This window comes from Aliidongia dinghuensis (assembly GCF_014643535.1).
Classification (GTDB): Bacteria; Pseudomonadota; Alphaproteobacteria; order ATCC43930; family CGMCC-115725; genus Aliidongia; species Aliidongia dinghuensis.
Map to the genome: position 1 here is coordinate 95,944 of NZ_BMJQ01000002.1, position 18,857 is coordinate 114,800.

Here is an 18,857-nt window from a genome sequence, read left to right on the forward strand (position 1 = left end):
GAGGCAGGGGTGGAAGTCGAGATCGCCCGCGCCGACGGCATCGCGACCGTCACGCTCAACCGGCCGGAGAAGCTCAACGCGCTGACGCCGGAAATGCGGGAGGAACTGGCCCGGCTCTTCGGCCTGCTGGGCCAGGAGCGCGAGACCCGCGCCATCGTCCTGACCGGAGCCGGCCGCGGCTTTTGCGGCAGCGGTGACGTCACCAGCATGGGCTGTTTCACGCCGGAAACGGCGCGCGACCGTCTGAAGATGGCCCATCGCATGATCCTGGCCGTCGCCAACATCGAAAAACCGGTGATCGCCGCCGTACGCGGACCGGTCGCCGGCATCGGCTGGAGCCTGGCGCTCGCCTGCGACCTGGTCGTGGCGTCCGATACGGCGAAGTTCATCCAGGTGTTCAAGAACGTCGGCCTCGCTCCCGATGGCGGCGCCGTCTATTTCCTGACCCAGATCCTGGGCCTCCAGCAGGCGAAAGAGATCGTCTATAGCGCGCGGCCCGTGCCGGCGGCGGAGGCCCTCTCGCTCGGCCTCGCAACCCAGGTCGTGCCCGACGCGGAGCTGGAGACGGCGGCACGGGCGCTCGCCCGGCGCCTTGCCGACAGCCCGGCCTTCTCGTTCGGTGTCACTAAGAAGCTGTTCAAGTCCACGGCTGTGCCCAGCCTCGAGGCGTTCCTCGATGCCGAGGCCTGGGCGCAAGAGGCCTGCCTTCTGACCGCCGATCATCGGGAGGGCGTCGCCGCCTTCCTGGAAAAGCGCCCGCCGCAATTCGGCCGGGAACATTGAGAGGGACCTGCCCATGAGCACCATCGTCGCCTCGGGAGCCCGGCTCGACCGGCTGCCCATCTGCGCCTTCCACCGCCGCCTGCTCTGGCTGATCGGCGCCGGCATGTTCCTCGACGGATTCGAGGTCTATCTGGCCGGCGGCGTCATCGGCCTGCTGATCAAGACCGGCTGGACCGACATGGCGTCGGCTGGCGGCTTCATCTCGGCCGGCGTGTTCGGCATGGTGCTCGGCGCCTGGTTCTCCGGCATCCTGGGCGACCGGTTTGGCCGGCGCTTCTCCTATCAGCTCAACCTGCTGATCTTCGGGCTCGCGTCCTTCGCGGCCGCGGCGGCGCCTTCCATGCCTTGGCTGGTCGCCGCCCGCTTCGTCATGGGCATCGGGCTCGGCGCCGAGATCGTCGTCGGCTATGCGACGCTCATCGAATATGTCCCGCCGACCCATCGCGGCCGCTGGGGCGCCGGCCTGTCGCTGTTCATGAACGCGGCACTCTTCGCATCGGCGATCAGCGGTTATTTCGTGCTGCCGATGATCGGCTGGCGCTCGCTGTTCGTTGCGGTCGGCGTGGCTGCGCTCGGGGTCTGGTACCTGCGCAAGGGCGTGCCGGAGTCACCTCGCTGGCTCGAGCAGAAGGGCCGTAACGTCGAGGCCGAGGCCATCGTGGCGGGCATCGAGGCGGAGGCCGGCGTCGGCCGGTCCGCCCTGCCGCCTGCTCCGTCGGCTCCACCGGCCGCAATGCACCCGCTGTTCTCGCGTGAGATGGTGGCGCGCTTCGCCATGGGCTTCGCGCTCAACATCGGCGGCAATGCGGCGGTCTATGGCTTCATCGTCTGGCTGCCGAGCTTCTTCGTGAAGCAGGGCCTGACCATCACCTCGTCCCTGGGCTTCACCGCGATCATGTCGCTGGGTGGGCCGGTCGGTGCCGCGATCGGCATGCTGGTCGCCGACCGTTTCAACCGCAAGCGCATGATCGTCGGCCTATCGGTGCTGGCGGCACTGCTCGGCTTCGCCTATCCGTTCGCCGACAGCAACGAATGGGTCGCGTTGAACGGCTTCGCGCTCGTCACCGTGATCTATGTCTTCGTGGCGGTCGCCTGGGCGTCGTACGTGCCTGAGCTGTTCCCGACCGAGATCCGGCTGCGCGCGGCCGGCTATTGCAACGCGGTCGGCCGCCTCGTGGCGGCCGCCATGCCGTTTGCGGTCGTGCCGCTGTTCACACGGTTCGGCGTCGTGGGCGTCGTCTCGCTGCTTGGCGCGATCCTGCTGATCCAGGCAGTCGTCGTCGCCGCCCTCGGCATCGAGACCAACCGGCGCTCGCTCGAGGCGCTGGCGCCGGAGGAGACCGACCAGGCCGCGATGGCCGTCCGTGAAGCGCCAATCGGCTGAGGAGCACCAACATGCCCGGTCTGTTCTATGACCAGTTCTACATTGGCCAGATCTTCAAGCACCCGATCCGCCGGACCGTGACCGAGGCGGACAATGTCTGGTTCAGCGCGCTTACCCACAATCCGGCGGCCCTGCACCTGGACGAGGAATATTGCCGGGAACACACGGAGTTCGGCCAGCGCATCGTCAACAGCGCCTTCACGCTGGGCCTGATGGTCGGCATCACCGTCGGCGACACGACGCTCGGCACCACCGTCGCCAACCTCGGCTGGGACGAAGTGCGCTTCCCGAAGCCGCTGTTCCATGGCGACACGGTCCGGGTCGAGACCGAGGTGCTGGAGATGCGCGAGAGCAAGTCTCGGCCGAACCAGGGCATCGTCACGTTCCTGCACCGGGCCTTCAATCAACGGCAGGACCTTGTCGCCCATTGCAAGCGATCGGCCCTGATGCTGAAGCAGGATCCCTAGCGTGCGGGCCGATCCGCCGTACTAGTCGCGCGTCGGTTCGAACTTGAGATCGCCGAGTGCCGCCGCGTCGGCCGGGCGCTCGGACGGCCGCCGGTTCGACCAGAAACCGGCGATCAGCGAGCCCGAGATGTTGTGCCAGACGGAGAAGATGGCACCCGGCAGGGCGGCCAGCGGCGAGAAGTAGAGCTTGCCCAGGGTGGCGGCGAGGCCGGAATTCTGCATGCCGACCTCGAGCGCCAGCGTGCGGCAGACCGACTCATCGAAGCCCAGCAGCCGGCCGCCCCAGTAGCCGCCGAGGAGGCCCAGCCCGTTGTGCAGGATCACGCCCACCAGCACGATCGGCCCGACGCTGGCGATGCTCGCCTGGCTGCCGGCGACGACCGCGCCGATGATCGCCATGACGGCGAGGATGGAGACGAGCGGCAGGGCCGGCTCGACCGTGCGGATGACCGGGCGGGCGAAGCGGTTGAGCAGCAGGCCGAGCGTCACCGGCAGCGCCACGATCTGCAAAATGCTGACGAGCAGCCCCCGCACGTCGACCGGGACCGCGGCATCGACATAGAGCCGCGTCAGTAAAGGTGTCGCGACGATGCCGACCACGGTCGACAGGGCGCTGATCGTGACCGACAGCGCCACGTCGCCGCCGGCCAGATAGACCATGACCGTCGAGCTGGTGCCGCTCGCAACGCTGCCGACCAGGATCATGCCGGCGCTGAGCTCCGGCGGCATCGCGAGCAGCCGGGCCAGCAAGAAGGCGGCGAGCGGCATGACGACGTAATGGATCACGATGCCGGCTGCGACCGGCGCCGGCCGCACGATCACCCGCCGGAAATCGGCGAAGGTGAGTGTGGCACCCATGCCGAACATGACCAGCATCAAGAGGTCGGTGACCCAGGGCAGCAGCGTCCGAAACGACGCAGGCGCCAGATAGGCGGCCCCGGCGATGAGCACGGCCCAGAGCGGAAACAGGCGGGTAATGAACGACATGGCAACGGCCTCCATGATCCCGGGCGGATCATGGGACGGCCGCCTGGATGAGCCGTGCGGGGATCGCTTATTTCGTCGGCGGGGGCAAGAACGTCGGGTGGGAAGCCGCTATGCGCCCACGGCGCGCAATTTTATTTCGCGCGCCTTAATTTCGTGTGCCGGCACGCCTGAGACCGCCTGCCGTCTCGGGCACGGTCTGGGCGAGCGAGGCCAGTGCCGCGGCAAGCGCCGTGGCGGCCGGCGCCGGCCGCGGCCGCTCGAAGATGGCGAATTCCAGATGGGGCAGCGGCGGCAGCCCGTCCGGCTCGCCGAGGACGCGCAGGCCGGCGACGACGGCGCTCGCCGGCAGCGGCGTCACGGCGAGGCCGGCGAGTGCTGCGGCCCTGACGCCGGTCAAGCTCGGGCTGGTATAGACGATGCGCCAGGGTCGCTCGCGGTTGCGGCAGGCATCGAGCGCCGCCTCACGCGAGACCGAATGCTCACGGAAGAGTGCCAGCGGCAATACCGCGTCGGGCTCGAGGTCGAACGTCTCCGACGCGGCCCAGACGAGCGGCTCGCGCCAGACGAGCCGGCCGCGCGACGTGCCCCAAGGCCGCTTGGCCAGCACCACGTCGAGCCGGTCCGCGTCGAGCTGCTCGATGAGCTCGGCGCTGACGCCGACCTCCACCTCGAGCCGGACGTTCGGGTGCAGGCGGGCGAAGCGGCCGAGCGCCGGCGGCAGGGAGTCGCCGGCGACCTCCTCGACGGCGCCGAGCCGCACCACGCCCGAGAGCTGCGGCGCCGCCAGGCGGCGGCGCACGGCCTCCTCGAGCTGCAGCAGGCGCCGGGCGTCGCCCAGCAGCATGTCGCCTTCGTCGGTCAGCGCCACCGCACGGGTGTTGCGGCGGAACAGAGAGCGGCCCGTCTCGAGCTCGAGGCGCTTGATCTGCTGGCTGACCGTCGACTGCGTCAGATTGAGCCGCTCGGCCGCGCGGCGGAACCCGCCGCATTCGGCGACGGCGACGAAGGTGCGCAACAGATCGAGCTCGAGCATGGGCATTGATCGCAAAAAACGATCAGTAAAATTACCAATTATCGTTTCTCGGTTCAATGCCGTGCGCTCATTCTCAAGGAAGACATCGATCGACCCCGATCAGGCGGACAAAACAATCCGCCGGTCATCGCGAAGGAGCTCGGATATGGCGCCAACGGCCCTGAAGACCCGGTCGTCGAAATCCTCCGATCCGCGTTCCTGGGTCGAGCGGCTCTGGGCCTCGCTCTCGTTGCGCAGCAGCACCGAAGTCGATCGGACCGGCCCCCTGGTGCCGCCGCTCGACCGGGCGAAGCGTCTCGCCGAGGCGCTCCTGTCGGGCCGCGGCGAGGCGTCGGGCGCCATCGTCGCCCGCGAGCTGCACGAATGCCTGCGCACGCTCGGTGCCGAAGATCGGCTCGCTTTCTATCGCTTCCTCGCGACCGGCTTCCAACCCGATGCGAAGCGGCTGCGCGCGGCGGCCGAGGCCTATCTCGCCGATCCGTCCGCCGAGGGCGCGGCCAAGCTCGCCGAGGTGGCCGACCCGACCCGGCAGGAGCTGCTGCGCCGCATGAACCTGTCGCTGGGCGGCACGGCGGCGCTGGTTGCCATGCGCAAGGAACTGGCCCAGCACCTGCGCGACGCGCCGGAGCTGAAGCTGCTCGACGCCGATCTCAAGCATCTCTTCGTCTCCTGGTTCAACCGCGGCTTCCTCGAGCTCAGGCGCATCGACTGGCAGTCCCCGGCGGCGGTGCTCGACAAGCTCATTGCCTACGAGGCGGTGCACGAGATCCAGGGCTGGGACGATCTCCGGCGGCGCCTGGCACCCGATCGGCGCTGCTTCGCCTTCTTCCACCCGGCGCTGCCGGGCGAGCCGCTGATCTTCGTCGAAGTGGCGCTCGTCGAGGGGCTGGCCGCGGCGGTGCAGCCGCTCCTCGGGTGCGACGGCCAGCGCATCGACGAGGCAGCCGCACAGGCCCGGGCGGCGCGCGCCGACACGGCGATCTTCTATTCCATTTCGAACTGCCAGGACGGCCTGCGCGGCGTCTCGTTCGGTAATTTCCTGATCAAGCAGGTGGTCGAGGAACTCAAGGCCGAGCTGCCGCAGCTCACCCGCTTCTCGACGCTGTCGCCGGTGCCAGGCTTCCGCCGCTGGCTCGAGAAGCGGATGGCGCTGCCCGGTGCCGCGGACGCCGCCCTCGAGAAGCCGCTCAAGGCCGAGGACTGGTGGCAGGATCCGGCCAAGGCCGACGCGCTGCGCCAGCCGCTCCTGCGCTTCTGCGCCACGTATCTCACCGGCCCGGCCGGCCCCAAGGGCTCGGTCGATCCGGTGGCGCGTTTCCACCTGGGCAATGGCGCCCGGCTCGAGCGGATCAACTGGCTCGGCAACGTGGCGCCCCGCGGCATCCGGGAATCCTACGGCATCATGGTCAATTACCTCTATGACCTCGACCTGATCGAGGCCAACCACGAGGCCTTCGCGCAGGATGGTACGGTCGCCCGCTCGGCTGACGTCGATGCGCTGATGGTCGAGGAACCGGTGCCGCCGGTTCGCGCCCGCTCGAGCCGGCTCCGGCGGGCTTGAGCCCCTAGGCCTTATCCCCTGGACCTGAGACGAACCGCGCCGAGCGTCAAGCCGATCGCTCGGCATATAAGACGGCCGGCCTTAATGTTGGGAGGAACCTTCGTTGACGATTAGATCCTATGCGGAGGCGGCGCCGTTGACCGCCCGGCGCACGCCGCTCAACCGGCAGCAGATTATCGGCTTCTGGGCGGCCTGGGCCGGCTGGATGCTCGACGGCATGGATTCCGTCATCTACGCACTGGTCCTCGGGCCGGCCATGACCGAGCTCTTGCCGCGCTCCGGCATGGACGCGTCGCCGGCCAACATCGGCTATGTCGGCTCGGTCATGTTCGCGCTGTTCTTGGTCGGCTGGGGCCTGTCCTTCATCTGGGGCCCGGTCGCCGACCGGTTCGGCCGGACGAAGGCGCTGGCGGCGACCGTGCTGATCTATGCGGTGTTCACCGGCGCCGCGGCCTTCTCGCAGAACATCTGGCAGCTGGCGCTGTTCCGCTTCCTCGCTGGTGTCGGCGTCGGCGGCGAATGGGCGATGGCCGGCACCTATGTCGCCGAGGCCTGGCCGGAAGACCGGCGCAAGATGGGCGCCGGCTACCTGCAGACCGGCTATTATTTCGGCTTCTTCGTCGCCGCCGGCCTCAACTACACGATCGGCGCGTCGCTTGGCTGGCGCAGCATGTTCCTGTGCGGGCTGGTGCCGGTCGTGGTGTCGATCCTGACACTCCTGGGCGTGAAGGAGCCGGATCGCTGGGAGCACAAGCACGAGGAGGAGGTAGCCGCGCACAAGCGCCACAAGAGCCCGCTCGTGGCGATCTTCAAGGCGCCCTATCGCCGCCGCACCATCGTCATGTCGACGCTGCTGACGGTCGCCATCGTCGGCCTCTGGGCGGGTGCTGTCTACGAGCCGACCGCCATCGTGTTCCTGGCCAAGGCCCGTGGCATGGACGCGCCCACGGCGGCCAAGCTTGCCTCGTGGGGCACGGCGCTCCTCTCGGTCGGCACGATCATCGGCTGCGTCGTCCTGCCGTGGCTCGCCGAGCGCTACGGGCGCCGGGCGACGCTCGCCCTCTATTTCGTCGGCATGCTCGTAACCATCGTCGTCGCCTTCGGCTGGGCCTTCTACCTGCCGTCGGACCTGGCGCTGCCGGTCTTCCTGGGAGTGCTGTTCTTCCTGGGCGTCGCCGGTGGCAATTTCACCATGTTCAGCCTGTGGCTGCCCGAGCAGTTCGGCACGGACGTGCGGGCGACCGCCTTCGCGTTCTGCACCTCGGTCGGCCGGTTCATCGGCGCCGGCGTCAATTTCGCGCTGGCGGCGGCGGTCAAGTCGATGGGAACGCTCGGCACGCCGGTGGCGCTCACCGCTGTTGCCTTCGCGATCGGCCTGCTGATCATTCCGTTTGCGACGGAAACGCGCGGGCAGTCGCTGCCAGAGTGAGTTTGTGAGGAGAGCGAGATGACGGAACCCACCGGCCCCCTCAAGGGCCTGACGGTCTTCGACCTGACGCGCGTGCTCGCGGGTCCGACGTGCGTGCAGATGCTGGCCGACCTGGGCGCCGACGTCGTCAAGATCGAGAAACCCGGGTCGGGCGACGACACGCGCGGCTTCGCCCCGCCCCACATGCCCGGCACCGGCGAAAGCGCCTATTTCGTCGGTGCCAACCGCAACAAGCGCTCGGTGACGCTCGACATCGCGACGCCGGAGGGGCAGGAGATCGCGTTGAAGCTGATCGCCCAGAGCGACATCCTGGTCGAGAACTTCAAGGTGGGGGCGCTTGCCAAATACGGCCTCGGATATGCCCAGCTGAAGGAGCGGTTCACCGGCCTGATCTATTGCTCGATCACCGGCTTCGGCCAGACCGGGCCCTATGCGCCGCGGCCAGGCTACGACAGCCTGATCCAGGCGATGGGCGGCGTCATGAGCCTGACCGGCGAGCCCGACGGCGCGCCACAGAAGGTCGGCATCCCGCTCGCCGACCTGTTCGCCGGCCTCTACGGCTGCATCGGCATCCTGGCGGCGCTGCGGCACCGCGAGGCGACGGGCCAAGGCCAGCAGATCGACATCGGCATGCTCGACACCCATGTCGCCTGGCTCGCCAACCAGGGCATGAACTACCTCGCGACCGGTGAGAACCCGCCGCGCCTCGGCAACCAGCATCCGAACATCGTGCCCTACCAGGTATTCGCCACGGCCGACGGCTTCATGGTGCTTTCGGTCGGCAACGACCCGACCTTCGAGCGGTTCTGCAAGGAGTTCGGGCTTGCGCACCTGCCGGCCGACGCGCGCTTCGCGACCAATGCCGCCCGCGTGCAGAATCGGCAGCTCGTAACCGATACACTGGCGCCGGTGCTGAAGCAGCACCCGACCGACTGGTGGATCTCGCGGCTCGAGGCGCTCAAGATCGGCTGCGGCCCGATCAACACGCTGGAACAGGTGTTCGCCGACCCGCAGATCAAGGCGCGCGAGGCCGTGCGCGAGATGCAGCATTCGTCCGGCGCCACCGTGAAAGTGATCGCCAACCCGGTCCGCCTGTCCGAGACGCCGGCCGACTACCGCTTGGCCCCGCCGCTCCTGGGCGAGCATACGGACGCGGTGCTGCGCGAGCGGCTGGGCTTGAGCGAGGCAGCGCTCGCCGATCTCAAGGCGCGCGGCGTCGTCTAGGCTTCGGCAGATCGCGGGTTAGGCGCCGATCGGCACCGGTTCGCCGGCGCGCAGCACGATCGTGCCCCACGCCGGCAGCAGGACGTCGGCCTCCCCGGCGCTCCAGCCGGCAAGATCGAACCGCTGCGGCGTCTGGGACAGATTGAACGCGCACAGCACGCTTTCGTCGCCGAGCCTGCGCACGAAGCTCAGCACGTCGCCGGTTCGCCGGATCTCTTCGATCGTGCCGCGCAGCAAGGCCGGGCGCGCCTTGCGTGCCTTGAGAAACCCGCGCCAATGGGCGAGCGCGCTGTCGGTATCCTGCTCCTGGCGATCGACCGCGCGGGCGCGATGGGCCGCCGGCACGGGCAGCCAGGGCGTGCCGGTCGTGAAGCCGCCGGCCGGCGCCGTCTCGCGCCACGGCATCGGCGTCCGTCCGCCGTCCCGTCCGCGAAATTCCGGCCAGAAGGCGATGCCGAACGGATCGCGCAGCTCGTCCTGCGCCAGCTCCGCCTCGGGCAGGCCGAGCTCGTCGCCCTGGTAGAGGCAGATCGGCCCCGGCAGGCAACCGAGGAGCGTCATGAACGCCCGTTCCGCCGCCGGGTCGGCGCTGGCCCAGCGGCTTGCGAGGCGCACGACGTCATGGTTGCCAAAGGCCCAGCAGAGCCCGTGGTGCTGGATCGCCCGCCGGGCTTCGCCGAGCGCCGCCTCCAGGGCCTCGGCCGAGATGCTGCCGCGCAGCAGGCGCAGCGTGTATGCCAGATGCAGGCGGCCCGGCTCGGTATAGTCCGCGATCCGCTCGAAGGCGCCCGGCTGGCTCGAGACCTCGCCGAGCGTCACTGTGCCCGGATATTCGTCGGTGAGCGCCCGGATGCGCGCCATGATCGCGAGCGCGTCCGCATGCAGCATGTCGTGCTCGTGGCGCTGTAGGGCGAACGGCTTCAGCGGCCACTTGCCGTCGACCGGCGGCAGCGCGGGATTGTCGCGCAGCAGCGGGTCGTGGGCCATGAAATCGACGGCATCGAGCCGGAAGCCGTCGACGCCGCGATCGAGCCAGAAGCGGCCGGTCGCGAGGATCGCGTCCAGCACCGGCGGATTGCGCAGGTTGAGCTTCGGCTGGCTCGCCAGGAAATGATGCAGGTAGTACTGCCGGCGGCGCGGTTCCCAGGTCCAGGCGCTGCCGCCGAACACCGACAGCCAGTTGTTGGGCGGCATGCCGTCCGGCCGCGGATCGGCCCAGACATACCAGTCGCCCTTGTCGCCGGTCGGGTTGGTGGCACTCTCCTTGAACCAGGCGTGCTGGTCCGACGTGTGGCTCCAGACCTGGTCCAGGATCACCTTGAGGCCCAGGTGATGCGCGCGGGCGATGAGCGCGTCGGCGTCCTCGATCGTGCCGAACAGCGGATCGACCGCCGTGTGATCGGCCACGTCATAGCCGAAGTCGCGCATCGGCGAGCGGCAGAAGGGCGAAAGCCAGATCGCATCGACGCCGAGCGACGCGACATAGTCGAGATGAGCGATCACGCCCGGCAGATCGCCCCAGCCGTCACCATTCGAATCGGCGAAGCTCAGCGGATAGATCTGATAGATCGCGGCGCCGTGCCACCAGGGCGTTTTAGGCTCGAACGGCATTCAGAACTCGACGGCAAAACTTCGGCGGCAGGCGAGCTGCGCTTCCCCGGTTAAGGGGCGGTTTCGGCGGGTGGTTAGCGGATGGGGCCGCTCCGCACTCGTCGGACACTTAAGAGCGGGAAACCGCGCTCGCAAGGGGCCAATTCGGGACATGGGGTTGCGCGATCTATCCCTCGCGCAGGACCAGGCCCTCGCGCAGGAACAGGCCGACCGGAAAATCGGCAAGCAGCTTGCCGACCGCGGCCGGTCAATGCGCTGCCGCAGTGCCGCGAGCGCGGTCATGGCGCCGCCTCGTCCGCTCGGGTCAAAAGGTCGACGATCCCCTGGATCGGGATGCCGAGCCATGCCGGCCGGTTGGCGAGTTCGTAGCCGATCTCGTAGAGCGCCTTGTCGATCAGCATCAGCTCGATCAAGGCATCGGCGTCGCGCTCGTCGGCGGGCCAGCAGGCGGTCCCGGCGATCGTGCCGCGATAGGCCGCGAGGAAGGCTGCGGTCGCCCGGTCGCGCCAGTCGCGGCACATGGCCTCGAGCGCGGCATTGTCGACCGACGGCAGGTCGGCCGCCGCGCGGACCGCGGCGGCGGCGGCATAATCGATCGAGCGGATCATGCCGGCGACATCCTTGAGCGGCGTGTGCTTCTCCCGCCGCTCGTCGAGCGTCCGCCGGGGCTCGCCCTCGAAATCGATGATCGAGAAGTCGTTCTGCGCCACCAGGACCTGGCCCAGATGATAGTCGCCATGCAGCCGGGTCTTGACCGCCTGGACCCGGCCCGCGCAGGCGGCGTCGATGCGCTGGAGCAGCCGGTCGCCGAGCGTCAGCAGCCGGTCGACCGCGGGGTCGGGTGCAGATGTTCGTTGCGATGCGAGCCGGCCGAGCAACGCCTCGGCGCTGGCCCGCGTCTCCTGGCGCCAGCGCGCCAGGTCGGCAGGTGTGATCGGCTCGGGCGCGAAGGCCGGGTCGGTGTCGCCGCTCGGGCAGAGCGCGCGGTGCAATTCGGCCGTCTGATAGCCGAGCCGGCCCATGAGCTCGAGGAAATAAGCATGCGGGTCGGCCGGCGCCTGTTCCGCGTGGGCCGGCTCGCCGGTGCCGTTCCAGCGCTCCTGCAACACGCGTTTCAGATGGTCCTGGGCATAGGACCAGGCGTCGCCCTGGTTCGCGACATAGCCGGTCAGGATGCCGAGCGCCGTCGTCGTCCCGTCGCGCCCCAGCCGTTCGATGGTGCCGAGCAGCGGCGGTGTACCGGTGAAGCCAGCCGTCCCGGTGAGGAAGCGGCACATCTCGATCTCGGGATGGACACCGTCTTCGAGCCTGCGATAGAGCTTGAGCACGCCATAATCCTGCACCGCGATCGAGCTGTTCGACTGCTCGACGCCCAGCTGTCGGACCGCGGGCTCGCTCGGGAACGGCCGCTCGGCGAACTTGGAGCTTGGACGGAAAGCGGCCTTGCCGCCGCCGCGGAACGGCATTTCGCGGCCGGCGCCGATCGCCTCGATGGCGGCGAGCGCCCAGCCCGGATGGATGCCGCCGTCGTAGAGCGCGCCCTCGGCCCGGAAGCGCCGGACATGGGCGAGCGTCATCGGCTGCACCGCGGCGCGGGCCTCGGCCGTGGGGGCTCCCCAGACCAGGCCGAACGGCATCTGGTAATGCTGGATCCGGCCATCGGCGAGCGTCGTCTCGACGATCGCCAGGCTCCAGGGCTCGTCGGCGTCGCGGCGCGGCAGGTCCGCCGCGTCGACGATCTGCGCGGATGCGACCCCGACGTCCTTGGCGGCGAACCAGCGCTGCGTCGGCAGGAACTGGCGCAGCACCGCCCGGCCCAGTTCGGACGCCGCGGCACCGGTCAGGAACTCGTCCCAGCCGCTGCGCAGCACGAGCGTGACCGGCTCGACGCCGCCGTCGCGGCTGACCTCGAGCATGGCAAGACCGCCCTCGATCTGGCTCGGCTCCATGAGCTTGAACCAGAAGAAGCTGTGGCCGGCCATGGTCAGGTGATAAGGCCGGTCGAGGATCGGCGGGAAGGTCGACAGGCCCAGGAGCTCGACCGGCACCCGGCCGCGATAGGCCGAGAGGTCGAGCTCCACCGACTGTGCCGCCCGCGACAGATTGACGACGCACAGGACCAGCTCGTCGTCGATGCTGCGGACATAGGCCAGGAGCTTGCGGTTGAGCGGGTAGAGGAAGGTGAGTTTGCCGCGGCCCATGGACTTGAGATCGCGCCGGACCGCCATCAGCCGGCGGATCGAATTCAGCATGGAGGTGGGCGAGCGGCTCTGCGCCTCGACATTGACCGACAGGAAGCCGTATTCCGCATCCTGGATCGCCGGCAGGAACAAGCGCGCCGGGTCCGCGCGCGAGAAGCCGCCGTTGCGGTCGGGCGACCATTGCATGGGCGTGCGCACGCCGTCGCGGTCGCCCAGATAGAAATTGTCGCCCATGCCGATCTCGTCGCCGTAATAGAGCACCGGCGTGCCGGGCATCGAGAACAGGATCGAGTTCAAGAGGTCGATGCGCCGCCGGTCGTTCTGCATCAGCGGCGCCAGGCGCCGGCGGATGCCGAGATTGATCCGCATGCGCCGGTCGACGGCGTAGACGTCCCAGAGATAGTCGCGTTCCCGGTCCGTCACCATCTCGAGCGTCAGCTCGTCATGGTTCCTGAGGAAGATCGCCCATTGGCAGCCCTCCGGGATGTCCGGCGTCTGGCGCATGATGTCGGTGATCGGATGGCGGTCTTCTTGCGCCACCGCCATGTAGATGCGCGGCATCAGCGGGAAGTGGAACGCCATGTGGCATTGGTCGCCCTTGCCGAAATAGGGCAGCACGTCCTCCGGCCACTGGTTCGCCTCGGCCAGCAGCATCTTGTCCGGGTAGGAGGCGTCGATCTCGGCGCGCAGCGTGCGCAGGATCCCATGGGTTTCCGGCAGGTTCTCGTTGTTGGTGCCTTCGCGTTCGACGAGATAGGGCACGGCGTCGAGCCGGAGCCCGTCGACGCCGAGATCGAGCCAGAAGCGCATGACGTTCAGCACCGCGCGCACGACGGCCGGATTGTCGAAGTTCAGGTCCGGCTGGTGCGAATAGAACCGGTGCCAGTAATAGGCCTTGGCCACCGGGTCCCAGGCCCAGTTCGACGTCTCGGTGTCGAGGAAGATGATGCGCGTGCCGAGATAGCGCTGGTCGGTGTCGGACCAGACGTAGAAATTTCGATGGCTGGATCCGGCCTTGGCCCGGCGCGCACGGAGGAACCAGGGATGCTGGTCCGAGGTGTGGTTGATGACCAGCTCCGTGATGACGCGCAGGCCCCGGCGATGGGCCTCGCGCACGAAGGCCTTGAAGTCGGCCATGGTGCCGTAGGACGGGTTGATGTCCTTGTATTCGGCGATGTCGTAGCCGTCGTCGCGCAGCGGCGAGGGGTAGAACGGCAGGAGCCAGACGGCGGTGACGCCCAGATCCCGCAGATAATCGAGCTTCTGCGTCAGGCCGGCGAAATCGCCGATGCCGTCATTGTCAGAATCATAGAAGGACTTGATGTGCAGCTCGTAGATGATCGCGTCCTTGTACCAGTCGCGCGCGATCACGGGCCGGTCGGTCGCGCGCTCGGACGCGGCCTGCAGCAGGGGCTTCTGCCCCCGGCGGCTCATGATGGCGCCTCGATTCGCCGGACGCTCAGGATCATCGCGAGATAGGTTGCGGGATCGAGCAGCGTCGCCGCCGTGAAGGCGAGGCCCGCAACCGCCGGCAGACGGTCGCGCCGGGCCAGGAGATCGTCCGGGCTCAACGGGGACAAGGCGAGGAGGCGCGGTGCCGTCTGCATGCGTGCCCTTTCGATCGAATCGAGGGCGACGAGGCGGCGCTCGGCGCGTCTCTAGCCCGAGTTCTCTACCGACTACGCCGCCAACGGTTCCGTTCTTCGGGCGGTTCCCTCCGCCGCCGGGCGGGCGCCGATCCCAGTATTTGGCACTCATGGGGTGAGAGTGCTAAGATTCCCGTGCCGCTCTGCCGACGGGAAAAATGGACGCTTCCCGGTTGACCGGCGCCTCGGGTCTTTCCAGTCCCGGGGCCCGTGCCGCCGCTGTATTGCACTGGAGGATCTGCATGCATTTCCGCCCGCTGCACGACCGTGTGATCGTGCGCCGCATCGATGCCGAGGACAAGACCGCCGGCGGCATCATCATTCCCGACACGGCCAAGGAAAAACCGCAGCAAGGCGAGGTGGCCGCCGTCGGTCCCGGGGTCCGTGACCAGCAGGGTCAGCTGGTGCCGACCGAGCTCAAGGCCGGCGACCGCGTGCTGTTCGGCAAATGGTCCGGCACCGAGGTCAAGATCGACGGCGAGGACCTGCTCATCATGAAGGAGAGCGACATCCTCGGTGTGATCGAAGACGCCCAGCCGGTCGGCCAGGCCGCCTGACTGCCGCTCGCCATAACGCAAATCAGCAAGGGAGATAGGGGATATGGCTGCCAAGGAAGTGAAGTTCTCCGCCGACGCGCGCGAAAGGATGCTGCGCGGCGTGGACACGCTCGCCAATGCGGTCAAGGTCACCTTGGGCCCGAAGGGCCGCAACGTCGTCATCGACAAGTCGTTCGGTGCCCCGCGCATCACCAAGGACGGCGTGACGGTCGCCAAGGAGATCGAGCTCGAGGACAAGTTCGAGAACATGGGCGCCCAGATGGTCCGCGAAGTCGCGTCCAAGACGAGCGATATCGCCGGCGACGGCACCACGACCGCGACCGTGCTGGCCCAGGCGATCGTCAGGGAAGGCGCCAGGGCGGTGGCCGCCGGCATGAACCCGATGGACCTGAAGCGCGGCGTCGATCTCGCGGTCCACGCGGTCGTCGAGGACCTGAAGAGCCATGCCCGCAAGGTGACGCGCAACGACGAGATCGCCCAGGTCGCCACCGTCTCGGCCAACGGCGACACCGAGATCGGCAGCTTCCTCGCCGAGGCCATGCAGAAGGTCGGCAACGAGGGCGTCATCACCGTCGAAGAGGCGAAGAGCCTCGGCACCGAGCTCGAAGTGGTCGAAGGCATGCAGTTCGACCGCGGCTATGTCTCGCCCTATTTCGTGACCAATGCCGAGAAGATGCGGGCCGAGCTCGAGGAGCCCTACATCCTGATCCACGAGAAGAAGCTCTCGGGCCTGCAGGCGCTGCTGCCGGTGCTGGAGGGCGTGGTGCAGTCCGGCAAGCCGCTCCTCATCATTGCCGAGGACATCGAGGGCGAGGCCTTGGCGACCCTCGTCGTCAACAAGCTCCGGGGTGGCCTCAAGGTAGCGGCCGTCAAGGCGCCGGGCTTCGGCGACCGCCGCAAGGCGATGCTGGAGGACATTGCGATCCTGACCGATGGCCAGCTCATCAGCGAGGAACTCGGCATCAAGCTCGAGAGCGTCACCCTCGACATGCTGGGCCGCGCCAAGAAGATCATGATCGACAAGGAGAACACGACCATCGTCGACGGCGCCGGTGAGAAGGCTGCAATCGAAGGCCGCATTGCCCAGATCCGCGCGCAGGTCGAGGAGACGACCTCGGACTATGACCGGGAGAAGCTGCAGGAGCGGCTGGCCAAGCTCGCGGGCGGCGTCGCGGTCATCCGCGTCGGTGGCGCCACCGAGATCGAGGTCAAGGAGCGCAAGGACCGGGTCGACGACGCGCTGCATGCAACCCGCGCGGCGGTCGAGGAGGGCATCCTGCCGGGCGGCGGCGTCGCCTTGCTCAGGGCCTCGAAGGCGACCGAGGGCGTCGCGCCGGAAAATGACGACCAGAAGGCCGGTGTCGCCATCGTGCGCCGGGCGCTCCAGATGCCGGCGCGGCAGATCGCCGAGAACGCCGGCGCCGACGGCTCCATCATCGTCGGCAAGCTGCTCGAGCTTACCGACTACGACTGGGGCTACAATGCCGCGACCGGCGAGTACCAGGACCTGGTCGCCGCCGGTGTGATCGACCCGGTCAAGGTGGTGCGCACGGCGTTGCAGGACGCGGCCTCGATTGCCGGCCTGCTCATCACCACCGAGGCGCTCGTCGCCGAGAAGCCGAGGAAGACGGCCCCACCACCCATGCCCGGCGGCGGCATGGGCGACATGGACTTCTAGTCGACGCCATCTAGTCGGCATCCTCTCGTCGACGCTATTGGAGGGCCCGGGAAAACGCCCGGGCCCTTCGCTCGTGAAAGGGTGAACCTCCCGCCACCGACCCGCGATGGGGGCGCGGATTCGCCGGTGGGGGAGGCTCGACAGGCACGGCAGGAGGTATCCCGTACCTGTATCGAAAGTCGAATGCTCGGGAAGTCCGCCCGGTCTCGCCAGGTATTTGGCGATCGTCGAGCTCTCCGGCCAAGGTTGTTTGCGAATTTTTCGGATTGATTGAGAGAATATTTATTATCTTGGCCAAATATGTGGCCTGGATCGGTCTCTGGGCTCTATTAAAATATCTTTTATTTTTGCTTTGCGGTATTTGGTTAATGTTATTATATTTTTGTTCCAAGTCTGTAATAATATGCGCGCATTGATATCGTTGTCCTGCGGGTGGCGAGTTGTGGCGTCGCGGCAACAGCGTTCGAATTTGCCGACGCGTTCCGGCATGCTTGCTTGACCGGCGGGAGCCCGGCCGTATCTTCGGCCGCACAGGAGGTTAAACTTGTCGCGGCTGTGTGGGGGCACGCTACGGCAAACCTGACCGTCCGCACGACGCTCAGGCCTATCGAAGGCCAACGCCTACCATGAAGAAACTGCTTCTCCAGACGTCCGCGTTCGTCGCGGCGGGTCTTCTTGCGCACGGCGCCTACGCGCAGACCGCGAGTACCGATCAGCCGATCCAGATGAAGCTCGGCGGCCAGTACTACACCGGTGCTGCCGCCATGATCTCGCAGGACGATCAGCCGGGCGACGCCGCCTACAAGCGGCAGCCGGTCGGCTTCCAGGACTATTTCCTGATCCGCTTCCTCGGTTCGACGACCTTCTCGAACGGCATCACCGCCGGCGTCTTCACGCGCCTCAATGCGTTCAGCGCGCCGAACGCTGCGGCCAGCACGACGAACGGCTTCCAGAGCTCGAACAACACGACGATCAAGGACAGCTATATCTACCTGAGGAACGCCCAGAGCTGGGGCGAGGTGCGCATCGGCGACTTCAGCGACGTCCGCCGCGACGACGCGGTCGGCACCAATGCCGGCGTCACCGGCGATCAGAACACCGGTGCGAACTCGGCCGCGATCTATTTCTCGAACTCGCCCGTGTTCAACCTGACCACGCTCAACCTCGACAGCCGCGGCACGAAGATCGCGTACTACAGCCCGGTCATTGCCGGCTTCCATTTCGCGGCGAGCTACACACCGGACAAGGCGGGCGGCCACACGAACGGTCCGGGCAACATCGGCGACAACAACGGCCTGACCGACAACCAGACGAACGGCCTGACGCCGAGCCTGCTCAACAATGCGACGGCCTATAACTACTGGTCGCTGTCGACCGGCTGGGCCGGCACGGTCGGTCCGGCGAAGGTGGCATGGACCGCCGGCTACTCGACCGCGAGCCGCAAGGGCGCCTGCTCCAACAAGGTAGCGCTCGGCAACGACGCGCTCTCGAACGACTGCGTTCTGACCCCGACCAACAACGCCGACCCGCAGATCTACAACAGCGGCGTCCAGGTCAATTACGGCCCGTACGAGCTGGGCTTCGACTATGAGCTGTCGCAGGCGTTCCCGAACGGTCTGATGGGCACCGGCGCCGGCGTCGCGACCGCATTCAATGCGGTGGGCGTTCCGATCTCGTTCAGCACGCTCAAGACGAACGAGATGGTCAACAAGAACCTCGACCTCAACCTGTCCTACACGATCGGTGCCATCCGCATGGGCGTGGAATGGTCGCGCGGCGAGTATGAGGGCCTGACTGGCGACGCGAACGTCAAGCGGGCCGTGACCAACGACGTGATCCAGGTCGGTGCGACCTATTCGGTCGGGCCGGGCGTCAATCTCACGGGCATGATCCAGCAGACGCTCTATGACGCCGGCGGTGCCTATGTGCCGAACGGTGCCAATTTCACGTCGGGGACCGGCGGTGTGGCCGCCAACAACAACGTCTTCGCCAAGAATTTCGATTCGACGGCGCTCATCATGGAGACCTCGTTCCGCTGGTAAGCGGCGAGAGTCGTCCGATATTGCGAGGGGAGAGCGGTCATCCGCTCTCCCGTTTTTGCCGGCGCCATAAAACTTATTTCGCCCTAAAACATATTTTATTTGATGCGGTTGCCGAACTCGGGAGATTGAGCCGGGTACAGAGATCCCTTGCACCCTCACGTGACGGAGGAGGTGAATCTTGTCGCCCAGTTACGGCGATCCCAAGTCCATGGGCAGCATCGGCGCCGCGTCGCCGCACGCCACCCTTTCCGGCT

14 protein-coding genes are annotated in these 18,857 nt (G+C 67.6%); 9 read left to right on the forward strand and 5 right to left on the reverse strand.

Annotated elements, in window-relative coordinates; all coding sequences use genetic code 11:
• The first annotated feature begins 9 nt into the window (after nucleotides 1-9).
• From IEY58_RS03900 to IEY58_RS03910, 3 genes are read left to right on the forward strand one after another with little or no spacing between them, the layout of a single operon-like run.
• Nucleotides 10-783, forward strand: coding sequence for an enoyl-CoA hydratase/isomerase family protein (locus IEY58_RS03900; protein WP_189042738.1), 774 nt, complete (start codon nucleotides 10-12; stop codon nucleotides 781-783).
• A gap of 13 nt (nucleotides 784-796) precedes the next feature.
• Nucleotides 797-2,167, forward strand: coding sequence for an MFS transporter (locus IEY58_RS03905; protein ID WP_189042740.1), 1,371 nt, complete (start codon nucleotides 797-799; stop codon nucleotides 2,165-2,167).
• 11 nt (nucleotides 2,168-2,178) lie between these two features.
• Nucleotides 2,179-2,634, forward strand: a complete 456-nt coding sequence (locus tag IEY58_RS03910) for a MaoC family dehydratase (protein ID WP_189042742.1) — start codon at nucleotides 2,179-2,181, stop codon at nucleotides 2,632-2,634.
• Nucleotides 2,635-2,655: 21 nt separating this feature from the next.
• Here the strand turns inward: IEY58_RS03910 and panS are convergent, their stop codons facing one another.
• Complete coding sequence (gene panS / locus IEY58_RS03915) at nucleotides 2,656-3,621, reverse strand: ketopantoate/pantoate/pantothenate transporter PanS (protein ID WP_189042743.1); 966 nt, start codon at nucleotides 3,619-3,621, stop codon at nucleotides 2,656-2,658.
• A gap of 145 nt (nucleotides 3,622-3,766) precedes the next feature.
• Nucleotides 3,767-4,654: a LysR substrate-binding domain-containing protein gene (locus IEY58_RS03920; protein WP_189042745.1), complete on the reverse strand. Its 888-nt coding sequence runs from the start codon at nucleotides 4,652-4,654 to the stop codon at nucleotides 3,767-3,769.
• Between the two features lie 145 nt (nucleotides 4,655-4,799).
• Between IEY58_RS03920 and IEY58_RS03925 the strand changes: the two genes are divergently transcribed.
• From IEY58_RS03925 to IEY58_RS03935, 3 genes are all read left to right on the forward strand, one after another.
• Nucleotides 4,800-6,215: a malonyl-CoA decarboxylase gene (locus tag IEY58_RS03925; RefSeq protein ID WP_189042747.1), complete on the forward strand. Its 1,416-nt coding sequence runs from the start codon at nucleotides 4,800-4,802 to the stop codon at nucleotides 6,213-6,215.
• 103 nt (nucleotides 6,216-6,318) lie between these two features.
• Nucleotides 6,319-7,644, forward strand: coding sequence for an MFS transporter (locus IEY58_RS03930; protein ID WP_229743465.1), 1,326 nt, complete (start codon nucleotides 6,319-6,321; stop codon nucleotides 7,642-7,644).
• Nucleotides 7,645-7,662: 18 nt separating this feature from the next.
• A complete protein-coding gene (locus IEY58_RS03935) occupies nucleotides 7,663-8,868 on the forward strand; it encodes a CaiB/BaiF CoA transferase family protein (RefSeq protein WP_189042749.1) in 1,206 nt (401 codons plus the stop codon).
• 18 nt (nucleotides 8,869-8,886) lie between these two features.
• Here IEY58_RS03935 and IEY58_RS03940 read toward each other — a convergent pair whose 3' ends face one another.
• From IEY58_RS03940 to IEY58_RS03950, 3 genes are all read right to left on the reverse strand, one after another.
• Complete coding sequence (locus IEY58_RS03940) at nucleotides 8,887-10,479, reverse strand: alpha-glucosidase (protein ID WP_189042751.1); 1,593 nt, start codon at nucleotides 10,477-10,479, stop codon at nucleotides 8,887-8,889.
• A gap of 278 nt (nucleotides 10,480-10,757) precedes the next feature.
• Nucleotides 10,758-14,114, reverse strand: coding sequence for a maltose alpha-D-glucosyltransferase (gene treS / locus IEY58_RS03945; RefSeq protein WP_189042753.1), 3,357 nt, complete (start codon nucleotides 14,112-14,114; stop codon nucleotides 10,758-10,760).
• Complete coding sequence (locus tag IEY58_RS03950) at nucleotides 14,111-14,287, reverse strand: hypothetical protein (RefSeq protein ID WP_189042755.1); 177 nt, start codon at nucleotides 14,285-14,287, stop codon at nucleotides 14,111-14,113. Before IEY58_RS03950 ends, treS begins: the two co-directional genes overlap by 4 nt.
• Before the next feature lie 281 nt (nucleotides 14,288-14,568).
• Between IEY58_RS03950 and groES the strand changes: the two genes are divergently transcribed.
• The 3 genes from groES to IEY58_RS03965 all read left to right on the forward strand — a co-directional run bounded on the left by groES (nucleotide 14,569) and on the right by IEY58_RS03965 (nucleotide 18,603).
• Nucleotides 14,569-14,883, forward strand: coding sequence for a co-chaperone GroES (groES, locus tag IEY58_RS03955; RefSeq protein ID WP_189042757.1), 315 nt, complete (start codon nucleotides 14,569-14,571; stop codon nucleotides 14,881-14,883).
• A gap of 43 nt (nucleotides 14,884-14,926) precedes the next feature.
• Nucleotides 14,927-16,561, forward strand: coding sequence for a chaperonin GroEL (groL, locus tag IEY58_RS03960; RefSeq protein ID WP_189042759.1), 1,635 nt, complete (start codon nucleotides 14,927-14,929; stop codon nucleotides 16,559-16,561).
• 626 nt (nucleotides 16,562-17,187) lie between these two features.
• Nucleotides 17,188-18,603 (forward strand): porin, encoded by a 1,416-nt coding sequence (locus IEY58_RS03965; protein WP_189042761.1) that lies wholly within the window; start codon nucleotides 17,188-17,190, stop codon nucleotides 18,601-18,603.
• The last annotated feature ends 254 nt before the right edge of the window (nucleotides 18,604-18,857 follow it).